This is a genomic window from Nostoc sp. JL31, from assembly GCF_017114965.1.
In the GTDB taxonomy this organism is placed as follows: domain Bacteria; phylum Cyanobacteriota; class Cyanobacteriia; order Cyanobacteriales; family Nostocaceae; genus Nostoc; species Nostoc punctiforme_A.
The window spans coordinates 48401-70582 of record NZ_JABXKO010000091.1 but is presented as its reverse complement, the minus strand read 5'-3'; the positions used below and the strand labels follow the sequence as shown (position 1 = coordinate 70582).

At 42.4% G+C, this 22182-nt stretch carries 11 protein-coding genes and 1 other RNA gene; 7 read left to right on the top strand and 5 right to left on the bottom strand.

Features of this window, described 5'->3' with window-relative positions; genetic code table 11:
* Positions 1-617: 617 nt before the first annotated feature.
* Positions 618-2063 (top strand): NB-ARC domain-containing protein, encoded by a 1446-nt coding sequence (locus HWQ43_RS21240; protein ID WP_292737756.1) that lies wholly within the window; start codon positions 618-620, stop codon positions 2061-2063.
* Here the strand turns inward: HWQ43_RS21240 and HWQ43_RS21235 are convergent.
* A complete protein-coding gene (locus tag HWQ43_RS21235) occupies positions 1989-2540 on the bottom strand; it encodes a 2'-5' RNA ligase family protein (RefSeq protein ID WP_292737754.1) in 552 nt (183 codons plus the stop codon). The genes HWQ43_RS21240 and HWQ43_RS21235 overlap by 75 nt on opposite strands.
* Before the next feature lie 124 nt (positions 2541-2664).
* Here HWQ43_RS21235 and HWQ43_RS21230 point away from each other — a divergent pair, with 124 nt between their 5' ends.
* The 5 genes from HWQ43_RS21230 to queF all read left to right on the top strand — a co-directional run bounded on the left by HWQ43_RS21230 (position 2665) and on the right by queF (position 4577).
* A complete protein-coding gene (locus tag HWQ43_RS21230; protein ID WP_094350336.1) occupies positions 2665-2931 on the top strand; it encodes a YciI family protein in 267 nt (88 codons plus the stop codon).
* Between the two features lie 37 nt (positions 2932-2968).
* Positions 2969-3065, top strand: an RNA gene (gene ffs / locus HWQ43_RS21225) — signal recognition particle sRNA small type.
* Positions 3066-3090: 25 nt separating this feature from the next.
* A complete protein-coding gene (locus HWQ43_RS21220; protein WP_292737752.1) occupies positions 3091-3477 on the top strand; it encodes a phasin family protein in 387 nt (128 codons plus the stop codon).
* Between the two features lie 156 nt (positions 3478-3633).
* Positions 3634-4035, top strand: coding sequence for a hypothetical protein (locus HWQ43_RS21215; protein ID WP_292737750.1), 402 nt, complete (start codon positions 3634-3636; stop codon positions 4033-4035).
* 128 nt (positions 4036-4163) lie between these two features.
* Entirely contained in the window at positions 4164-4577 is a 414-nt protein-coding gene (gene queF / locus HWQ43_RS21210) for a preQ(1) synthase (RefSeq protein ID WP_069072741.1), read from the top strand.
* Between the two features lie 37 nt (positions 4578-4614).
* Here the strand turns inward: queF and pstS are convergent, their stop codons facing one another.
* The 3 genes from pstS to HWQ43_RS21195 all read right to left on the bottom strand — a co-directional run bounded on the left by pstS (position 4615) and on the right by HWQ43_RS21195 (position 8087).
* The gene (gene pstS, locus HWQ43_RS21205; protein ID WP_292737747.1) at positions 4615-5694 is read right to left on the bottom strand and encodes a phosphate ABC transporter substrate-binding protein PstS; all 1080 of its coding nucleotides are present in this window, start codon (positions 5692-5694) and stop codon (positions 4615-4617) included.
* 225 nt (positions 5695-5919) lie between these two features.
* Entirely contained in the window at positions 5920-7317 is a 1398-nt protein-coding gene (locus tag HWQ43_RS21200) for a cytochrome c biogenesis protein (protein WP_292737745.1), read from the bottom strand.
* Between the two features lie 29 nt (positions 7318-7346).
* On the bottom strand, positions 7347-8087 hold the full coding sequence (locus HWQ43_RS21195) for a cytochrome c biogenesis protein CcdA (RefSeq protein ID WP_292737743.1): 741 nt from the start codon (positions 8085-8087) through the stop codon (positions 7347-7349).
* A gap of 182 nt (positions 8088-8269) precedes the next feature.
* Here HWQ43_RS21195 and HWQ43_RS21190 point away from each other — a divergent pair, with 182 nt between their 5' ends.
* Entirely contained in the window at positions 8270-15349 is a 7080-nt protein-coding gene (locus HWQ43_RS21190; RefSeq protein WP_292737741.1) for an AAA family ATPase, read from the top strand.
* On the opposite strand, the gene HWQ43_RS21185 is transcribed toward HWQ43_RS21190, so the two are convergent.
* A complete protein-coding gene (locus tag HWQ43_RS21185; RefSeq protein WP_292737739.1) occupies positions 15338-21955 on the bottom strand; it encodes a HAMP domain-containing protein in 6618 nt (2205 codons plus the stop codon). The two genes, HWQ43_RS21190 and HWQ43_RS21185, sit on opposite strands and share 12 nt — an antisense overlap.
* Between the last annotated feature and the right edge of the window lie 227 nt (positions 21956-22182).

Sequence of the window (22182 nt, the reverse complement as noted above, 5' to 3'; positions counted from 1 at the left end):
AGTTTACTTTGACGCATTCATTGACCTTGCTACAATTCATATCTGGATTAACAAAATATTATTAGTGGGATAGGTTCAAATGTTTTGTTATCTGCTAAAGCCGGACTCAGCCCACCTAGCCAAAGAATAAAGCTGAGGAAAATTATTAAAATGCGACTTAACTTTTTCACTGGATTTATCAATTGGAAAACTTTTTGTATTTTGCACGTGTAACTCTGCGCTAACAACCGAAGTTAAGGAACTTAAGAAATAAATTTAAAAATTTTTGATCGGCAATTTTCCAAAGCTTTGACCAGTAAGGATTTTATCCCCTGACAACTTCAGCAAAACTTCTGGTTCATCTCTAGCAGTTCTGCAAAAAATGCATCGTCAGTCACAATAGATATCTGGTGAAATTAAATCTGCGTTATCCAGAACCCTTGTAAAAACGTAACACTGCTACGTCTCTACATTCATATTTCTAATGTTCATAATATTTAACAAATCTGATTTCAGGAAAAGCACATCTCATCTTTGTAGCACCCTCTTAAGTGAAGTAAATATTTTGGCGGCATATTACAGGCGCTAACTACTGACTATTACTTTATGAGTATATGTATAAAACTTAAGGGACAGTAATGAATCCACTACAACGCAGGCGCAAACGGGGTGTTATTCTTACACCTCAAGGATTTGAGAAACTTCAAACAGCAAAATGTCGGGCACAAAGTTGGGAAAACTTAGATAAACGTTATACTTTGGAAGATTTAAGCGATCGCACTGGCTTAGATCCAGATACAGTGATGAAGGTATTTCATTGCCAAATAGGAGTTGACAAACAAACTCTAAACACCTGTTTCAGAGCTTTTAATTTATTACTTGAACCAAGTGATTATCAGCTAACTCGGACTGATGAAGTAATCAGTAATCAGCATTCAATCCAAAATTTAACTGATTGGGGCGAAGCACCCGATATCTCTGTATTTTTAGGACGCACAGCAGAATTAACAACACTAAAACACTGGATTCTCGAAGAACACTGTCGACTAGTGACTTTGTTAGGTATGGATGGGATGGGCAAAACCAGCTTATCAGTAAAGCTAGCAGAGCAAATTCAAAATAAGTTTGAGTTTGTAATTTGGCGCAGTCTCCGCAATGCTCCACCAGTTAAAGATATGCTAGCCGATCTAATTAAACTTTTATCAAAAGGGCAGGAAACTCATTTACCAAAAACTTTAGATGACAGAATTTCACAGTTGATTCATTATTTAAAAAAGGCTCATTGTTTATTGATATTAGATAATCTAGAGACAATTTTACAAAAGGCTTCAGGTAAATATGATACTGGATATTATCATCAAGGTTACGAGGGTTATAGCGAACTTATAAGACGAGTGGCACAAACCCTTCATCAAAGCTCCTTAGTGCTTACAAGTCAGGAAACGCCAGGAGAAATTAGGCAACTGATAGGAGAAAACTTACCTATTAGGGCATTACAACTAAAAGGCTTACAAATTACAGAAGTAGAAGAAATCTTTAAAACTAAGGGTGCTTTTTGGGGTTCAACTGGTGATTTGCATCAACTCATTGAGAGCTATGCAGGTAATCCATTGGCATTAAATATAGCCTTTAACAAAATTGATAAGTTATTTGACGGTAATATTTCGGAGTTTTTAAACCAAAAAACATTAGTTTTTGGCGAGATTAGCCAGCTTTTAAAAGAGAATTTTAAACGCGTGTCAGATACAGAAAATATAATTATTGAGTGGTTAGCAAGTAATCCTCAGCCAGCCTCAATTACAGAACTGCGATCGCAAATATCACCTAAGATACCTACACCACAATTACTAGATGCTTTAGAATCTTTGCAAGAGCGCTCTCTAGTAGATAAGAATGCTAATCTTTTCTCGGTTCCACTAATGATTAGAGAATATATAAATCACCAATTAATCCAAAACAAAATTAGTTCCAATATCAAACAGCGCCAGCGTCCATCACAAAAACATCGCTCAATTACTACCAGAGAAAAAAGCAAACTCCCGTTTAATATTCCAGCGCATCCCGTCGTGAAGCAGCAAGGTTAATTTATCAGCAGTAAACTCAAAATGCAACTGACGATTTTTAAATTCTAGCCAAGCATCTTTAAAATTCTGCTTTGTTAAATCTCGAAATGCAACCGTTAAATGGGGTGCAAAAGGGCGGGTTTTAGAAACCTTGTCAACAATTTGCAAGTTGCTTTCTGTATAAGCCATTAAATCAGCTTGCAAAGTTAAAAGCTCTTGACTTCTGACGACATTAATGTATACAACACGAGGTGCAAAGGCATCAAACCCTTTGAGTGTAATTGCTACCGGCTGTTGTCCACTGGCAAACTCCTTCAAGGATGCTTCTAACAGTGGCAAGTTAGCATCTGCCCATTCAAAGGGCGGTTGCAGGGTAATATGAGGCGGAGACTTTAGCGCCCCGCTACTAGCATAGCGCTCGGCAAAATACTGCTTAATCTCGTTGGCGTAGTCTTGAATATCTTGTGGTGGTAGGAGGGCAACAAAAAAACGGCTCATATATCTATATTAATTAGTATTAATTAGTAAATCACTATAGTTCGTGTATATTGCTACTCAAATGGTACTCAAAAATAGTCATAACTAAAGCAGACTGTCTGTTGTAACTGGAGTTAAGAAGCTAATGCCGTGGTTTGTAAAAATTGAAGAGGGGAAAGTTGATAAACCTACCTTTGACCAATATGTACCTGCTCACAAAGCCTACATTCGGGAATTAATTACTAAAGGACACAAAGCGCGAACAGGCTATTGGGTGGAGCAAAGAGGTGGAATGTTACTGTTTGAGGCAGCCTCAAAGGAGGAAGCAGAAACGATTGTGGCTGATGACCCCTTGGTGAAACATGGCTGCGTCAACTATCAGCTTTATGAATGGCGAATTGTTATGGAATAACACACACTTACTGAATTTTAATGTTATGCTTATTGAAGACCTGGATCTATGCGATCGCAACACCCAAATCTTGTCAGAACCGGAAGGTAGCAGCAACACGGGAGGCTTGTGGTAGGCGTAGTCTCCGGGTCGCCTTATTTTTAGGAGCTGTCAGCAACAATGCCTGGTTTTGGAGATATTGTTCAAAAAGCTTTTTACCTCGGTGTTGGGTTAGCTTCTTACGCAGGTGAGAAAGCAGGGGGAAAATTAGCCGAAGTGCGATCGCAAGTCCAAAAGCTGGCAGATGAAATGGTGGCAAAGGGCGAAATGAACACAGAAGAAGCTCGCCGCTTCGTTGAAGATATGATGAAGCAAGCCCAACAAGCCCAACCATCCGGTGAAACCTCACCAGAAACGCCCCCTTCTCAACCTCGTCGCATTGAAATTTTAGAGGAAGATGAAGAGCCAACGGTCAAAGAGGCATCAAATGATGAGAATGTAGATAAATTGCGCGATGAAGTGCTAAAGCTGCAAGACGAGTTAAAACGATTGCAACGCGATCAATAAAAAGCATTATTTGAGCGTAATATCACCAATAAGTGGCATTTTGACATGACACTTCGGATTAAAACTTGATAAGATACATTGCCTAGTGTGTATTCTAATGCTTCAAGCCAGATAACACAAAGCGTCCTGTTTATAGCCTGCAAAGGTGTCAAGTTTATGGAACAGTGGCAAAAAGATTTAGTAGAAATCGTCGAAACAGTGGCTGATGAAGTAGAGCGCTTCTTCCTGGGAATGAGTGAAGTGGTGGACGCATTTTTTGAGCTAACGGAAGAAGTCACCGAGCAAGTACATAATAATATTGTTACTGAAGTCGATCAGTATCTACAGGATTTGGCTGAACCAATGTTGGAAGCTTACTGGGAACTGGAAGACATTGTAGCAGATGTAGATCCGGGTTTTCCTTATTCAGTTGAACCCACATCTGAAAAAAATCCTGCCTGTATCGGTTGTAGTCATTACCACGGTCAAGTTTATGTTGGTAATTTGTTAGTTTGTGCTATGCATCCCCACGGTTGTGAAGATGAGAATTGTCCAGACTGGGAGAAGGAAGAGTATTGAGGGGGAGTTAGGAGTTAGGAGTTAGCAGTTAGGAGTTAACAAGCTACAACATTACTAAAAGGACGTAAAGATAAGTAGAATAACTAATGACAAATGACAAATGACAAGTGACAAGTGACAAATAAGAAATGACAACCGATAAATTATCTGAAAGTGCATCTCAGGCAAGCCAAGAAATGAAATATGGCGAACGCGACATTGCCGAAGGTAAACTAATTACCTTTCCGAATCCGCGTGTGGGGAGGCGATATGACATTAACATTACTTTGCCGGAATTTACTTGTAAATGTCCGTTTTCCGGTTATCCTGACTTTGCAACAATTTATGTTAGCTATGTGCCTGATGAACGGGTAGTAGAATTGAAGGCGCTCAAACTTTATATTAATAGTTACCGCGATCGCTACATTTCCCACGAAGAATCTGCCAATCAAATTTTAGATGATTTTGTGGCTGCTTGCGATCCGTTGGAAGTCACGGTGAAAGCAGATTTCACGCCTCGCGGTAATGTACATACTGTAGTTGAAGTGCGTCACCAAAAGTAACATCATTGCTGATGAGTGCAGATGGGATTAATCGGCTTCATTCAGCAATTTTCTTCACAGCAGATTGCACTTGAAGCACAACTTTTTTTGATAAAGGAATATATCCAAGTTCCAAACTGGATTTTTGCCCGTCAATCACAGCCCAATTCACAAAGTTTTTCAGTGCTTGAGCTTTGACTCGGTTGGGATATTGGTGATAAGTTAAAAGCCAGCTGTAAGTGACAATGGGATAAGACTGGGCACCTGTAGGATCGGTGATAAAAGCAATCAAGTTATCACCTGGTAATTTGACTGCTTCTAAAGTTTGTGCGACGGATTTTGGTGTTGGTGTAATATAATTACCAGATTTATTTTCTAAAGCAGCCACAGGAAGCTTATTTTGTTTGGCGTAAATGTATTCTACATAGCCAATAGCTCCTGGTATCTGTTGAATCAGGGCGGTAACACCTTCGTTACCCTTTCCACCAATTCCGACTCGCCATGCTACAGATTTACCAGCCCCAACTTTGCTTTTCCATTCTGGACTGATGGCGCTTAGGTGTTGCGTGAACACGCTTGTAGTTCCACTACCATCTGTTCGGTTTACAACTTGAATCGGTAAATCGGGTAAACTTACACCTGGATTAGCTGCGGCTATCCTAGGATGATTCCAATTCGTAATTTTTCCGAGAAAGATATCTACGTAAACTTGGCGTGGTAGCCTGAGAGCAGGTGACACATTCACTTGAGGCGACTGCTGTGCAACTGGTGTGAGGTTATAAGCCAGCACAATAGAACCAGCAGTTATTGGCAAAGCAATTACTCCCCGTTTTATCTTGGCTGCTTGTTCCTTTGTAATTCCCACATCACTAGCTGCAAAATCTACAGTACCGTCGATGAGCTGTTGCACTCCAGCACTGCTTCCTATGGCTTGATAGTTAATTTGTATATTGGGATTTCGCTGGTTGTAATCTGAAAGCCAACGCTCATACAAAGGTGCGGGAAAACTTGCCCCAGTACCAACAAGGGAAACACGCTTTATGTTTTTTTGCTCGGCAGCGCAAGAAGCAATACTTAACAAGATAGCGATTAAAGGTAGAAGGCAAACCCGTCCCTGAGATTGAAGCTTGGCAGACATAGAAATTTTTTGTTTCAATGTTTAATAAATACCTCTAGTAATTTCCTAATTTGTAGGTGTGTGGGCGTAATTAATTGTAAATAACTTTAAAACGCAGAGGGACGCAGAGGGACGCAAAGGTACGCAAAGTAATCCTCTGCGTACCTCTGCGATTTCCTTCTCTGCGAGACGCTGACGCTCCTAACGTCGCTACCGCTTCGCTAATGCGAATGCGCCCTTCTGTGTTTAAACTTCAATCGCTGCCTCTTTCTCTTCAGCTTTTGGCTGGGAACTCAGCTGATCTAAAATCTCTAAAACTTCTTGTTCAAAAGCAACTTGGGCGCGATTAGTTTTACCACCAATATACAAGCGATCGCCTTTTTGTAATGCCCATATTTGCGAGTGAGAAAAGTAACTCATCACCACACCCAGCATGAGCAAACCAAACCCTGTGTAAACAATTGGGATGCCTGGATCGGCTTTAATTTGTAAGCCAGTGCTACCAATAACATCTAAAATTTTCAGCTTCACGCCATTAACTTCGGTAAACATCCCGGCGCGGACTGTATCAACAAGTTTGCCAGTGGCATCATAAATTAATACCATCCCTTGCAAATCTTTAGCTAACAAAGAGACACCTTCACTCAAATCCGGTTTAGTCGGAACCCAGGTTCCCCAAATGCGCCCGTTACCGTTGGTGTTCAATTGCGCCATCGGAAGCTGAAAAATTGGGCTGTTGTTAAATTGGACGCGAACACCTGCAATTCCCCAATCAGTTTGATAGAAAGTTATGCCATGATAGCGCAGAGGCTCGTTGACAAAAATCTTCTTATGGTCAATTTCCTTTCCCTGATTATTCAAGACAGACATATCGGAATAAAATTGATCGATGCCACCAGATGGAGTGTAATCAATCCAAAAACGATTGACGCGTACAGACCAATCTTTCGGGATTTTTGCAGCTATTGGGCCAGCATCGACAATATTTGTCACTTGAAATGTATCGCCACTGGCAACCATTTCCTGAGCCAAAAATCCAGTCATCGCGCCCCAAATTCCCCCTAGCAAAATACCGACGATGCCAATATGAACGATAATTGGACCGATGCGTCCAACTATTCCTTTGCGGGCGTAAAGGAGATTTTCTTTTTCTTGATTTGGAAAAATTTTATAGCGGTGTTTCTGTAATATTTGGCTGAGAGAATTTAGGGAACCAGTATCTAATTCTGCACTTAAAGCTAATTTTTGAAATTGTCGTGGTTCTTCGTAATATTTCCACCGCTGGGCAGCTTTTAAAGCTGGTAACTGACGGGTAAATGAACAAGCAGTTAAGCTAGTGCCAAATAAGATGAGTAATGCCAGAAACCACCAAGTACGATATACATGGTCTAACCCAACTACTTGAATTACTTTCCAAGTTAAGAAACCAAATAATGCTGGATGTTCTGGATAGTTGGCTTGGTAAAATGCGGGTGACTGACCTTGCTCAATGACAGTACCGGTAGAGCTAAAGATTGCAATCAATAGCAGTAGTGCGATCGCTAATCGTAAGTTAGTCAGTACGGGCAAAAGCTCCTGCCGTAAGAACTGCCCAGGTACTGCCCACCATTTTATTTCTTTGGACGCTGAATCTTCTAAAGTCATTAGGTGTAAAATTTTACAAAGGTTTGATATTAAAAACTGCCAAGGGGAATCCGAGAAATTAAGGAAAATACACCGAATCCTACCAATAGTGCCCCACTAACTGGGTTAATCCAACCAGACCAGCGACGCAATTCTAGTAATTTTTTAATTGAAGCTGTAAAAGTACCCGCCAAAATCAATGGTGCTACATAACCGGCTGTATAAGAAAGTAGCAAAACAGCGCCTAAAATTAAGTCTTGTGTACTAGCAATCCAACTTAACAAGCTAGCTAAAACAGGTGTGCTACAAGGGGATGCGACTAAACCGAAAGTCAGCCCCAGCAAATAGGAACGCAATCCTGCTGGCAAATCTGGCGAAATCCAATTGGTTTCACCCAAGGATGGAAATTGTAGAGGTAGTGCTTCTAATAAGTTCAGCCCCATGAGAATGGCGATAATACTGACAATAATCGGCAAACCAATTCCCACTTGACCGTATACTTTTCCAACTAAACCTGCTATAATACCCATCCCCGCCAATGTAGTTGCTAAACCCAAAGCAAACCAAGTTGATTGGGCAGCTGCTTGCAAGCGGCTTTTGGCTTCATAACCACCGATGTAACCAATGGTAATTGGCAGCATCGAAAGCATACAGGGTGTGAGACTGGTGAGCAAGCCAGCGGCAAAGATGATGCCAACGCTTACCACGCTAAGGTGTGTCAGTTGGTTAGAAACGAGGCTGTTGGCAAATTGTTCTAGTTGGTAAATTTGGGTTTGCAGGTTATCAAACATGGGGAGTCTCTGAGCGGGAAATGCTTACTCTGCTTGAATTGTAGCTTAGTTTTGGTTTTTGAGTCAGGATAAACAAATTATCCAAACCTAATATCATCTAAATTTCATCTGCCCAAAGAAATGTATTTAAAATACAATTAAGCTCGGATTATCCCTGAAGAAGAACGGCTGGAGTGTTTGGCATGATGATTGCATTACCAGGATTTCAGATTGTCACTTTGTTAAAAGCAGGGGTAAAAGCAGTCATATACCGTGGAATTAAAGTTAAAGAACAGTGTCCAGTAATTATCAAAGGGCTACGTCCAGAACAGTGTACACCCAATAATATCGAACAACTCAAACATGAGTATGCGATCGCACAAAGGTTAAATACCGCAGCAGCAGTTAAAGCTTACGCCTTAGAGATGCACCAGGGAATCCCTTATTTAATTATGGAGGATTTTCAGGCGCGATCGCTTGACCAATTGCTAGACCAATTTCAACAGCCTGTGCCGTTTCTGAAGATTGCGATTGAAATCACTAGTAAACTTGCACAAATTCACACTCATCACATTGTCCACAAGAATATTAAGCCGCAAAATATTTTAATTAACCTCGAAACTAATCAGGTCAAAATTGCTGATTTTGGAATTGCTACGTTCATTCCATACCAGCAGCAAATGGTTAGCAGTTCCAGTCAAATTGAAGGCAGTTTACCATATTTGTCACCTGAGCAAACCGGGCGGATGAATCGAGGAATTGACCATCGCAGCGATTTGTATTCGCTGGGAATCACCTTTTATGAGATGCTGACAGGTCAGCTACCATTTCAAGGCAAAGACCCTTTAGAGTGGGTGCATTGTCATATTGCCAAATCTCCACCATCCCCGAAAAAGCTAAACTCTGATATTCCCCAAATGCTCTGTGACATCATCATCAAATTGCTGTCGAAGGTTGCAGAACAGAGGTATCAGAGCGCTTTAGGTTTACAATTGGATCTGGAAAAGTGCTTAAAACAATTGGAGACAACTGGACAAATCCAATCTTTTGTTTTGGGTGAACAAGATATCTCAGAGCGCTTTCAAATTCCGCAAAAATTGTATGGGCGAGAACCAGAGATTGCCAAGCTTTTAGAAGCATTTGAACGAGTTGTTAGTCAAGGTAAAGCAGAGCTTGTGTTAGTTTCTGGCTATGCTGGGGTTGGTAAATCAACTCTTGTGAAGGAGATTCACAAGCCCATTGTTAGAGAACGCGGGGTATTTATCTCTGGTAAATTCGATCAGTATAAACGAGATATTCCTTATTCCACTATTGTTCAAGCTTTTCAAACACTCGCTCGACAAATTTTAACGCAGCCTGAAGTTCAACTTGCTACCTGGAAAAAGCGCATACAGGCAGCATTAGGAAACAATGGTAGATTAATCGCAGATGTAATTCCAGAAGTTGAATTAATTATTGGAGAACAGCCTACTATACCAGAATTGGGGCCCGCCGAATCTCAAAATCGATTCAATTTGGTGTTTCAAAATTTTATCAGCGTCTTTGCTCAAAAAGAGCATCCACTCACTGTCTTTTTAGATGATATGCAGTGGGCAGACAGCGCTACTTTAAATTTAATTCAAACTATCATTACTGGGTCTAGTATCCAATATCTCTGCTTCATTTTGGCTTTTCGAGATAACGAAGTAGATGTTGTGCATCCCTTTAGTTTGATGATAGAGAAGGTTTGCCAGTATGGAGCCAGAATAACTGAAATTATCCTGACACCATTAAATCTTGTTTATGTAAATCAGTTGATTGCTGATACCTTGCATAGTTCAGTAGAACGAGTAGAACCTCTTGCTCAATTGATTATCCAAAAAACTGACGGGAATTCTTTTTTTGTCAATGAGTTTCTGAAAACACTGTATCAAGAAAATCTGCTAATTTTTGACCCCTCTCTTAGCAAGTGGCAATGGAATTTAGCTCAGATTGAAGCCCAAGGGATTACAGATAATATTGTCAGTTTGATGATTGGGCGGATGCAAAAACTGCCAGCCGTAACTCAACAGTTGCTGAAGTTAGCCTCCTGTATTGGTAATCGCTTTGATTTAGAAGTTTTAGCACTTGTTGGCGAACAATCTATTGAAGAAACAGCGAATGCACTTGTTGATGCAATTTTAAGAGGGTTAATTATCCCCATTGAGTCAGATGAAACTACCCACAAAAACTATCGTTTCTATCATGACCGAGTTCAACAAGCTGCATACTCCTTAATTGCTGATGAATCAAAGTTGGCAGTTCACCTGAAAATTGGGCGACTTTTGCTGAAAAATGCTAGTCCTGAACAAGTGAATGAACAAATCTTTGATTTAGTTAATCAACTAAATTTCGCTGTGGATCTAATTATTGATCAGACAGAAAAAGATGAATTAGTACGGTTGAATGTAATTGCTGCTAAGAAAGCAAAAGCCTCTACAGCATACACTCTTGCTAAAAACTTTTTTAGCGTTGCCATGAATCTTTTAGCTGTAAATTCCTGGATTGAACAATATGAACAAACATTTACGCTATTTAGAGAACTAGCTGAGTGTGAATTCTTAACAGGAAATTTAGGGACAGCAGAAGAATTATTTGAAATCCTATTCAGTCAAGCAGCATCCCATGTAGATAAATCTAATATTTATATGCTGCAAATCAGGCTCTATCAAGTTGCAGGGAGGTATGAAGAGGCGCTGACATTGGGATTAGAAGCTTTAAAACTGTTTGGGATGACATTCCCTGATACAAATGAGGAAGTACAAGCTGCGATCGCAATTGAAAAAAACCAAGTATTAACCAATCTAGGTAATAGACAAGTCGCTGATTTAATTAATTCTATAGTAATCCAAGATCCAAATATTAAAACAGTCATTAGTCTGTTGACAACTTTGGGGCCACCTACTTATCTCGGTAGACCCGATCTCTTTCCCTTAGTCGTACTTAAAGCAGTTAACTACTCACTTAAATTTGGGAATACGGAAGACTCCTGTTTTGCCTATAGTATGTATGCCATGTTATTGGTTTCCATCTTCCATGATATTCCTACAGGTTACGCATTTTCTGAGATGACAATTCAATTAAATGAAAAGTTACATGACTTGAAACTTAGAGGAGTTGTTCTGCACATTCATGGAAGTCATATTAACGTTTGGTGTAACCATATTGCTACTGATATTCCATTTTTAGAGCGGGGATTTATCGGCTGTGTGGAAGCAGGTGATGTCACGATGGCGAACTACAATGGTTATCAAGGCTCGTGGCAAATTATCCAGTTAGGTTTTCCACTTGCAGAAACATACAAATCTCTAGAAAAATATACTGCATTCGCCCGTCAGTCTAAACATGAGACTGTCTATCAGACAATCAAACTACAGCAGATGTTACTGATGAATCTGCGCGGGCTGACTCACCACAATCTGACTCTAAGTAATGATGAATTTGATGAATCATCCGCTTTATCGAGCATTACAGATGCAGGTTTTGTTAGTGGAGTTATTTTTTATCATATTATTAAAATAATTATCTTTTTTACTTATGGACAATATCCAGAAGCATTTAATTCTGCCTTGAAATTGTCTAATTTTTCAGTAACGGCACTGGCATTACCAATTGAAACAGATTACGTTTTATATTACTCACTGACTCTCGCGGCTCTTTATTCAACAGTATCTGATCAAGAGCAAGAGCAGTTTTTACAAACCCTAAAATCCCATCAGCAGCAATTGCAATATTGGGCTAACCACTGCCCGGAAAACTTCTTACACAAGTCTCAATTAGTAGCTGCTGAAATAGCTCGAATTGAAAATCGGGACTTGGAAGCAATGCACCTGTATGAGCAATCAATTGCTTCAGCCCGTGAGCAGGCATTTGTGCAATATGAAGCTTTAGCTAATGAGTTAGGCGCTAAGTTTTACTTAGAGCGGAAGTTTGAATTAATTGCCAAAACCTACTTGCAAGAAGCTAAAAATGCATATCTGCGCTGGGAGGCATCTGCTAAAGTGAAGCACCTTGAAGAGTGCTATCCTCAGCTATTGCCACAACAACAGCTTATCTCTAACGGAACGTTTTTCAGCACAGGTGAATACCTAGACTTTTTATCGGTCGTTAAAGCTTCTCAAACCATATCTAGTGAAATCGTGCTTTCGCGATTGTTGAAAACATTAATGCAGATTGTCATCGAGCAAGCAGGAGCAGAATTCGGTTATTTGTTGCTTGAATACGAGCAAAATTTGGCGATCGAAGTAGAAGCGAAATTTAATCCCCAAGCCGAAAATTTCAATGTTTCTCGGCCTGTATTAGATGGTGAAATTTCCCAGGTTATTCCTCAATCAATACTAAATTATGTCCAGCGAACTCAAGAAACAGTGATTTTGCAGAATGCTACTGAGCAAAATCTGTTTTCTAAAGACGAGTACGTAATCCAAAATCAACCTAAATCTGTACTTTGTTTACCGATCGCGCGTCAGTCCAAACTACTTGGTATTTTATATTTAGAAAATAATCTGATCTCCAGTGCCTTTACACAGGAAAAACTTTCTGTCCTGGAAATATTGACAGTTCAAATTGCCATCTCTCTAGAAAACGCTCGTCTTTATCAAGGTCTAGAAAACAGCCAAGCACAACTCAGTCTGGCGTTGAAATCTTCTCAAATTGGTGTTTGGAGTTGGGATATTGCCAGCGATCGCTTTGATTGGGATGAGCAGATTTATCAATTATTTGGGTTAACACCTGAAACCTTTGCTGGGACTTCCGAAGCAATCCTTGATCGTCTGCATTCAGACGATCGAGGATTGCTGGTTCAATCGTTGAGTCGAGCAATTAACCAAGGCGTGGAGCATAATTTAGAATATCGAATTATTTGGGATGATGGCAGTATTCGCTACGCAGCCTGTCGGGGAAAAGCCTTTTTCAATGAAGCAGGTAAAGCCACACACATGAGTGGTGTTGTGCTTGATATCACAGATCGCAAACAATCTGAAGCCGAAAGAATCCAACTGATTCAAGAGCAAACCGCCCGCCTAGAAGCAGAAGCCAATCAACAACGATCTGGGTTTTTGGCTCAAGTTAGTGCAACACTCGCCTCTTCCCTTGATTACGAAAGCACCCTAGCAAGTGTGGCCAACCTGGTTGTGCCTTACTTCGCCGATTGGTGCAGCATCGATCTACTGCAAGACAACCAATCAATTAATCGGGTAGCAGTTGCTCACCGAGATTCAGGGAAAGTGAAACTCGGTTGGGAACTTCATCAGCGTTATCCTAGAAAGTTGGATGAACCTCAAGGTGTGCCGAAAGTGCTGCGTACAGGACTTGCTGAAATGGTAACTGAAATTTCAGATGTAGCTTTAGTAGAAGGCATCCCAGATCCCGAACATCTAAGGATTGTGCGTGAGCTTGGTTTAAAGTCCTGTATAATTTTTCCCTTAATGGCACGTGAAAGAATTTTTGGTGCAATTTCCTTTTTTACTGCGGAATCAGAACGTCGTTACAGCACGGCTGACTTCTCATTAGCGGAAGAGATTGCCCATCGAGCTGCAATCGCTATCGATAATGCCCGCCTTTACCAAGAAGCACAGCAAGCACAAAAAACGGCAGAACAAGCCTTAGAACGCATTGCCCGTCTCCAATCGATCACGGCTGCCCTTTCAGAATCGCTGACACCAGCCCAAGTCTCTGATGTGATTGTAGAGCAAAGTATGGCTGCCTTAAAAGCCAGTTCAGCCCTCGTTGCCTTACTGAATGAAAACAAAACTGAACTAGAAATTGTGCGTGCGGTTGGCTATAACCAAGATTTGCTAGACGCTTGGCGGTATTTTCCTATTAATTCACCTTCGCCTTTAGCCGAAGCTGTGCGGACTGGACAACCTGCTTGGGCTGAATCAAGACAAAATAGAATAGCTCGTTACCCTCATCTAGCTGAAGCTTATGCCCAATATGACATTGATGCCTGGATTTCTATTCCATTGATGGTAGAGGGTTCGGCAGTTGGAGGTATAACTTTAGGGTTTATTCAACTTCAAGAACTTAGTGGAGAAGATCAAGCCTTTATCTTGGCTGTTGCTCAACAATGCGCCCAAGCGATCGCTCGCGCCCATCTTTACGAAGCCGAACGAACAGCACGAAGCGCTGCGGAAGCCGCAAACCGCATCAAAGATGAATTTCTTGCTGTGCTGTCTCATGAACTGAGAACACCACTCAACCCGATTCTGGGTTGGGCAAAACTAATGCGAACCCGCAAGCTCGATCGAGCAACAAGCGATCGCGCCCTAGAAACCATTGAGCGCAATGCCAAGTTACAAACTCAATTAATTGAAGATTTGCTGGATGTTTCCCGCATCCTTCAGGGTAAACTTAACCTCAACTTTGGCCGGATTAATTTGGTTTCAGTGATTGAAGCTGCCATTGAGACAGTGCATTTATCGGCGGAGGCTAAGTCTATCCAGATTCAGACAAGTCTTGAATCTGGTGTTGGGGAAGTTTTAGGTGATGCCAATCGACTACAACAAGTCATTTGGAATATCCTTTCTAATGCCATTAAATTTACTCCCATCGGTGGACAGGTAAAAATTAAATTAGAGCAAGTTAGCTCACAGTTACAAATTTGTGTAACTGACACAGGGAAGGGAATTGCACCTGAGTTTTTACCTTATGTCTTTGATTATTTCCGTCAAGCAGATGGTGCGACAACTCGAAAATTTGGCGGTTTAGGTTTAGGATTAGCGATCGTCCGCCATCTCGTGGAACTTCACGGAGGAACTGTGCAAGCAGAAAGTCTGGGTGAAGGACAAGGAGCAACTTTTACTGTCAGACTTCCATACTTACAGGATGAAAACAAAGGAATCAAGGATGCAAAAGCTAACTCCTCACTGGTGGCGGCTCAGTCTTCGCCGCTGTCTGGCTTAGAGATTCTGGTGGTGGATGATGATGCAGATATGCGAGAATTTTTGCCCTTCATGCTGGAGCAATATGGTGCAAGTGTTACCGTTGTCGCTTCAGCCATTGAAGCTTTAACTGCATTGAGTCAATCCCAACCAAATCTAATTATCAGCGATATCGGGATGCCCGAAATGGATGGCTATATGCTGATGCGACAGGTGAGGAGTCTGGAACCAGAGCAAGGAGGCACAATTCCCGCGATCGCTTTAACTGCTTATGCTGGTGAGATGGATCATCAGCAAGCGATCGCTGTCGGATTTCAACGGCATATTTCTAAGCCTGTAGATCCAGAAGAATTGGTGAGGGCGATCGCATCATTAACGATATAGCCAAACACGCAACAGTGACAGCAATTGCTCAGTATCTACGGGTTTAGTAATGTAGTCTGATGCGCCGGCTTCAATACACTTCTCGCGATCGCCTTGCATGGCTTTAGCGGTCAGTGCAATAATCGGCAAAGACTTAAATTGCTCGTTTTGGCGGATCGTGCGTGTTGTTTCGTAACCATCCATTTCTGGCATCATTACGTCCATCAAAACGACATCAATATCAGGTGTATTTTCTAACATCGTAATCCCCTCTCTGCCATTTTCAGCATATAAAACCTGGATTTGATAACGCTCCAGCATACTGGTAAGAGCGAAGATATTCCGCATATCGTCGTCTACAATTAGCGCTGTTTTACCAGTGAGTAAGTAGTCTTGTGAATGCAGTTGTTCCAGTATTTGTCGCTTCGGTTCAGGTAAATTTGCCTGGACTCGGTGTAAAAATAATGCTGTTTCATCGAGGAGACGTTCGGGTGATCGCACATCTTTAATAATGATTGTTTCGGCAATTCGTCTGAGTTCTGTTTCTTGAGCTTTGCTAATTTCTCTACCTGTATAGACAATAATTGGTAAAGTTTTACCGTGAGGTAGAAGCTTTATTTGCTCAATTAGTTCAAACCCGGTCATGTCGGGTAGCCCTAAATCGAGGACGAGGCAATCAAAATGTTGGGTGCGAATAGCTTCTAAAGCTGCTGCACCATCAGCCACAGCAGTGGTCGAAACATCACTGTTACCAATCAACTCAACAATACTCAGCCGTTGAGTGTCGTCGTCTTCGACTACCAATAAATTTTTCACCTGGCGCTCAACAAAACCTTTAATTTTGGTCAACGCCTCGGATATTATCTCGCTGGTTAAGGGTTTTTGCAGATATGCGATCGCACCTAGTTGTAAACCGCGCTGTCTCCCTTCCTCAACTGTCATGATATGTACGGGAATGTGACGGGTATTTGGGTCATGTTTCAGACGATCCAATACCGTCCAACCATCCATTTCTGGCAACCGGATATCTAGCAAAATCGCTGAAGGGAGGAATTGCTGCGCTAGCATCAAACCTGTACTACCCGTTTGGGCAGCTATCACCTTGAATCCTTGTTGTTGCGCCATATCTAGAAGGATACGCGCAAAATTAAGGTCATCTTCGACAATTAGTAACACGCGATCGCCTCTTTCTATAGTAGTGCGATCGTCAGTTATTAGTGCTGAGTGAGGAGTGAGGAGTGGGGAGTAGGGAGTGGGGAGTGTGGATCTAGACTCAGGACTCAGCACTCGTGACGGGCTAAACGCCCCGCTATCGCTAACAGCACTCAATTGTGGTAAGTAGAATGTAAAGGTGCTACCTTCACCGGGTTGACTGATTAGTTTTATTTCGCCGCCGAAGAGACGGGCGATTTCGCGGCTAATTGATAAGCCCAATCCGGTACCGCCGTATCTCCGGCTGGTAGAGCCATCGGCTTGCTGGAATGCCTCAAAAATCACTTTCTGTTTTTCTGGGGCAATACCAATGCCTGTATCGCTGACTGAGAAAGCAATCACAAGCTGGGCACGATTTAAGGTTTCGTTGTCGTTGCTCCACCCTAGCTTGGCCACCGCAATCCGTAAGCGTACCTCTCCTTGCTCTGTAAACTTAAAAGCGTTGGAGAGGAGATTTTTCAATACCTGTTGTATACGTTTGACATCTGTATAAATGCTGTTTGGCAATTCAGGAGTAAATTCAATTGCAAAACCAAGTCCTTTGCTCTGAGCGATTTGCCGGAAGGTGCGATCAATCTGTTCACCCAAGTCTGTCAATGGCATTTGGGTCATGTCAATAGACATGGTTCCAGATTCTATTTTAGCGAGATCCAGAATGTCATTGATTAACGCCAACAAATCAGTACCGGCTGAGTAAATTGTTTGGCTGTATTCGACTTGCTTGCTGGTGAGGTTGCGATCAATATTATCTGTTAACAATTTCGCCAAAATTAACAAGCTATTTAGCGGTGTCCGCAGTTCATGGGACATATTGGCGAGAAATTCTGATTTGTATTTTGAGGAAAGGGCGAGTTGTTCAGCCTTGTCTTCTAAAGAAAGTCTTGCTTGTTCAATTTCCCGATTTTTGCGCTCGACTTCTTTCTTTTGCATCGCCAACAACTCTGCCTTTTCTTCTAATTCGGCGTTGGTTTGTTGTAGTTCCTCTTGCTGTCCTTTGAGTAAATCCTCAGAAGTTTTGAGTGATTGGGCTTGTTGTTCTAAGCGCTTGTTGGTTTCGCGGAGTTCACTTTGTTGGGTTTGGAGTTCTTCAGCCAAAGATTGCGACTGCTTGAGTAATTCTTCAGTTCGCATCGAAGCTGCGATCGTGTTGAGAACGATCGCTATACTTTCGGTAAGCTGGTCGAAGAATGTCAGATGGATTTCGCTAAAGCGACGGAAGGATGCTAATTCTATGACTGCTGTCACCTGTCCTTCAAAAAGTACAGGTAACACCACGGCATTAAGTGGCGTAGCTTCTCCTAAACCAGAGGCAATTCTCACATAATCATTTGGTACATCCGTCAGCAGAATTCGCTCTTTTTCTAAGGCGCATTGTCCCACCAAACCTTCACCCAAGTGGAAGCGGTTAGCTAGATGTCTGCGTTCGCGGTAAGCGTAGCTACTAATTAGTTTCAAATACGGTGTATTTTCCCCAGATTCCATCAGGAAGAATACGCCGTGTTGCGCTCCTACTAAGGGTGCTAGTTCTGAGAGAATTAATTTAGATACGGTTTCCAAGTCTCGCTGCCCTTGCAGCATTCGGGTAAACTTAGCTAAATTAGTTTTCAACCAATCTTGTTCGGTGTTTTTCTGCGTTGTCTCCCGCAGATTGGCAATCATCTGGTTGATGTTGTCTTTGAGTATCGCTACTTCCCCTAGTGCTTCGACGGCAATTGAACGAGTTAAATCACCTTTAGTTACAGCTGTAGCAACTTCTGCGATCGCTCGCAACTGAGTTGTCAGTGTAGCAGCAAGTTCATTCACATTATCTGTCAAATCTTTCCAAGTCCCAGCCGCGCCAGGGACTCTCGCTTGTCCGCCTAACTTCCCTTCGATTCCCACTTCCCGCGCTACTGTAGTTACCTGATTGGCAAATGTCGCTAGAGTATCAATCATCTCGTTGATTGTCTCTGCCAAGGTTTCAATTTCTCCCTTAGCATCTAACATCAGTTTCCGTTTCAAGTCTCCGTTAGCAACTGCGGTTACAACTCTGGCAATACCGCGCACTTGTGCCGTGAGGTTCCCCGCCATCGAGTTCACGTTATCTGTTAAATCTTTCCAAGTACCTGCAACACCTTGGACTTGTGCTTGTCCGCCCAACTTTCCTTCAGTTCCCACTTCCCGCGCCACCCGCGTTACTTCCGATGCAAAGGAACTGAGTTGATCCACCATTGTATTGGTGGTGTTCTTCAAATCCAAAATTTCGCCTTTGGCATCAACGGTAATTTTCTTAGATAAGTCGCCATTCGCTACCGCCTTAGTAACTTCCGCGATGTTGCGAACTTGTCCGGTGAGGTTCCCCGCCATTGAATTTACGTTGTCCGTTAAATCTTTCCAAGTGCCTGCAACTCCTCTGACGTAGGCTTGCACGCCCAATTTACCTTCCGTTCCCACCTCACGGGCAACCCTGGTAACTTCTGATGCAAAAGAATTTAGCTGATCCACCATTGTATTAATGGTGTTTTTGAGTTCCTGAATTTCACCTTTCACATCGACGGTGATTTTCTTGGATAAGTCGCCGTTAGCTACGGCAGTGGTTACTTCGGCAATGTTCCGCACTTGCGCCGTTAAACTTCCCGCCATGAAGTTTACGCTGTCGGTTAAATCCTTCCAAGTGCCGGCTACACCTTTAACTTCTGCTTGTACGCCCAGCTTACCTTCAGTTCCGACTTCTCGGGCAACCCGCGTTACTTCCGATGCAAAGGAATTGAGTTGATCTACCATCGTGTTAACGGTATTTTTCAACTCTAAAATTTCACCTTTGACATCAACAGAGATTTTCTTAGATAAGTCGCCATTAGCTACAGCTGTGGTAACAGCGGCAATGTTTCGCACCTGTGCCGTTAAGCTTCCCGCCATGAAGTTTACGCTGTCGGTTAAGTCTTTCCAAGTTCCAGCCACACCGCGCACATCTGCTTGTACACCTAATTTACCTTCGCTTCCCACTTCCCGCGCCACCCGCGTCACTTCACTTGCAAAGGAGTTAAGTTGATCCACCATTATATTGATGGTATTCTTGAGTTCGAGAATTTCGCCTTTGACAGCAACAGTAATTTTCTTAGATAAATCACCATTTGCGATCGCAGTTGTCACTTCGGCAATGTTCCGCACCTGTGCCGTCAAGCTTCCCGCCATGAAATTCACACTGTCGGTTAAATCTTTCCAAGTTCCTGCAACGTCTTTCACTTCCGCTTGTACACCCAATTTACCTTCAGTTCCGACCTCACGGGCGACTCGCGTCACTTCACTTGCAAAGGAACTGAGTTGATCTACCATCGTGTTGATGGTGTTTTTCAACTCCAGAATTTCACCTTTGACATCAACAGTGATTTTCTTGGATAAGTCACCAGTTGCAACCGCCGTAGTCACTTCGGCAATATTCCGCACCTGCGCCGTCAAACTTCCCGCCATGAAGTTTACGCTATCGGTTAAATCTTTCCACGTACCCGCTACGCCGCGTACTTCTGCTTGTACACCCAACTTCCCTTCGCTTCCCACTTCACGCGCAACCCGCGTTACTTCACTTGCAAAGGAATTGAGTTGATCTACCATTGTGTTGATGGTATTTTTCAACTCCAGAATTTCACCTTTGACATCGACAGTGATTTTCTTGGATAAGTCGCCTGTTGCAACCGCCGTAGTCACTTCGGCAATATTCCGCACCTGCGCCGTTAAACTTCCCGCCATGAAGTTTACGCTGTCAGTTAAATCTTTCCAAGTGCCAGCCACGCCGCGCACATCTGCTTGCACACCCAGTTTACCTTCACTACCCACTTCACGCGCAACCCGCGTTACTTCACTCGCAAAGGAACTGAGTTGATCCACCATTATATTGATGGTATTCTTGAGTTCGAGAATTTCACCTCTAACATCGACGGTAATTTTCTTAGATAGATCGCCATTTGCGATCGCAGTTGCAACTTCGGCAATATTTCGCACCTGTCCGGTGAGATTACCCGCCATTAAGTTAACGTTGTCAGTTAAATCTTTCCAAGTTCCTGCGACACCGCGCACTTCTGCTTGTACGCCCAACTTCCCTTCAGTTCCCACTTCCCGCGCCACCCGTGTTACTTCTGATGCAAAGGAATTAAGTTGATCCACCATTGTGTTGATGGTATTTTTCAACTCCAGAATTTCGCCTTTGACATCCACAGTGATTTTCTTAGATAAGTCGCCATTTGCCACAGCGGTAGTAACTTCCGCAATATTCCGCACCTGTGCCGTCAAGCTTCCCGCCATGAAATTCACGCTATCAGTTAAATCTTTCCATGTACCCGCTACCCCGCGAACTTCTGCTTGACCGCCCAATTTTCCTTCTGCGCCAACCTCACGGGCAACTCTTGTTACTTCCGATGCAAAGGAATTAAGTTGATCCACCATGATGTTAACGGTGTTTTTCAACTCTAAAATTTCGCCTTTGACATCAACAGTAATTTTTTTGGAAAGGTCGCCGTTAGCTACCGCCGTTGTCACTTCCGCAATATTACGGACTTGTGCTGTTAAATTTCCAGCCATCAAGTTAACGTTATCAGTTAGATCCTTCCAAGTTCCTGCTACACCTTTAACTTCTGCTTGTACGCCCAACTTCCCTTCAGTTCCCACTTCACGGGCAACTCGCGTTACTTCACTAGCAAAAGAATTCAATTGATCCACCATCGTGTTGACGGTGTTTTTGAGTTCCAGAATTTCGCCTTTAACATTAACGGTGATTTTTTTGGATAAGTCACCATTTGCGATCGCAGTGGCAACTTCGGCAATGTTGCGAACTTGTCCGGTGAGATTACCCGCCATCAAGTTAACGTTATCAGTCAAATCTTTCCAAGTGCCAGCCACACCTTGCACTTCAGCTTGAACGCCTAACTTCCCTTCAGTTCCCACCTCACGGGCAACCCTGGTAACTTCCGATGCAAAAGAACCGAGTCGATCTACCATCGTATTAACGATATTCGCAGTTTGGAGAAACTCACCTTGCAGGGGTCTGCCATCAATTTCTGTAGCGATCGTTTGCGATAAGTCACCATTGGCGACAGACCGAATTACACGAGTAGTTTCAGCTGTTGGTTGAACTAAATCTGTAATTAGAGTATTGACAGAAGAAACACAATCTGACCAAGAGCCGCGAACATCTCCGAGAGAGGCGCGATCGGCAATTTTTCCTTCTTTGCCGACAACGTTACCAATCCGTTGTAGTTCTGCCGCCATCCGCTCATTTTGGTCAATAATATCATTGAGCGTGTCAGCTATTTTCCCCGCCACACCAGTATGGTCTATGGGCATCCGAGCAGAAAAGTCACCCTGTTTAACAGCATTCAGCGTTCTTAGTAGCTGATTTAAATCTAGATTGTCGCTGTCTCTAGTTAACTGTTCGGTTGCCATAGCTTAATCTCTAAATAATTTTCTGAGTTTTCGTATTTAAAAAAGGTTTTCTCAAAGCAGAAAGTCGATTTTAACTCTCATTTACTGCTTCTAGCTTTTCTGGTACTCGCTATAGCAACAAATCTTTGATAATCTGATTAGCTTGGAGTACGTAGTTATTTAACTATCGAATTTCCCTAGTAGTGACAGATATTCAGATTTGCACTAGTAAGGCATACTGATTCTAA

Coding starts and splice junctions, on each gene's coding strand:
- HWQ43_RS21240 (WP_292737756.1), top strand. CDS start 618: ATGAATCCACTACAACGCAGGCGCAAACGGGGTGTTATTCTTACACCT.
- HWQ43_RS21235 (WP_292737754.1), bottom strand. CDS start 2,540: ATGAGCCGTTTTTTTGTTGCCCTCCTACCACCACAAGATATTCAAGAC.
- HWQ43_RS21230 (WP_094350336.1), top strand. CDS start 2,665: ATGCCGTGGTTTGTAAAAATTGAAGAGGGGAAAGTTGATAAACCTACC.
- HWQ43_RS21220 (WP_292737752.1), top strand. CDS start 3,091: ATGCCTGGTTTTGGAGATATTGTTCAAAAAGCTTTTTACCTCGGTGTT.
- HWQ43_RS21215 (WP_292737750.1), top strand. CDS start 3,634: ATGGAACAGTGGCAAAAAGATTTAGTAGAAATCGTCGAAACAGTGGCT.
- queF (WP_069072741.1), top strand. CDS start 4,164: ATGACAACCGATAAATTATCTGAAAGTGCATCTCAGGCAAGCCAAGAA.
- pstS (WP_292737747.1), bottom strand. CDS start 5,694: ATGTCTGCCAAGCTTCAATCTCAGGGACGGGTTTGCCTTCTACCTTTA.
- HWQ43_RS21200 (WP_292737745.1), bottom strand. CDS start 7,317: ATGACTTTAGAAGATTCAGCGTCCAAAGAAATAAAATGGTGGGCAGTA.
- HWQ43_RS21195 (WP_292737743.1), bottom strand. CDS start 8,087: ATGTTTGATAACCTGCAAACCCAAATTTACCAACTAGAACAATTTGCC.
- HWQ43_RS21190 (WP_292737741.1), top strand. CDS start 8,270: ATGATGATTGCATTACCAGGATTTCAGATTGTCACTTTGTTAAAAGCA.
- HWQ43_RS21185 (WP_292737739.1), bottom strand. CDS start 21,955: ATGGCAACCGAACAGTTAACTAGAGACAGCGACAATCTAGATTTAAAT.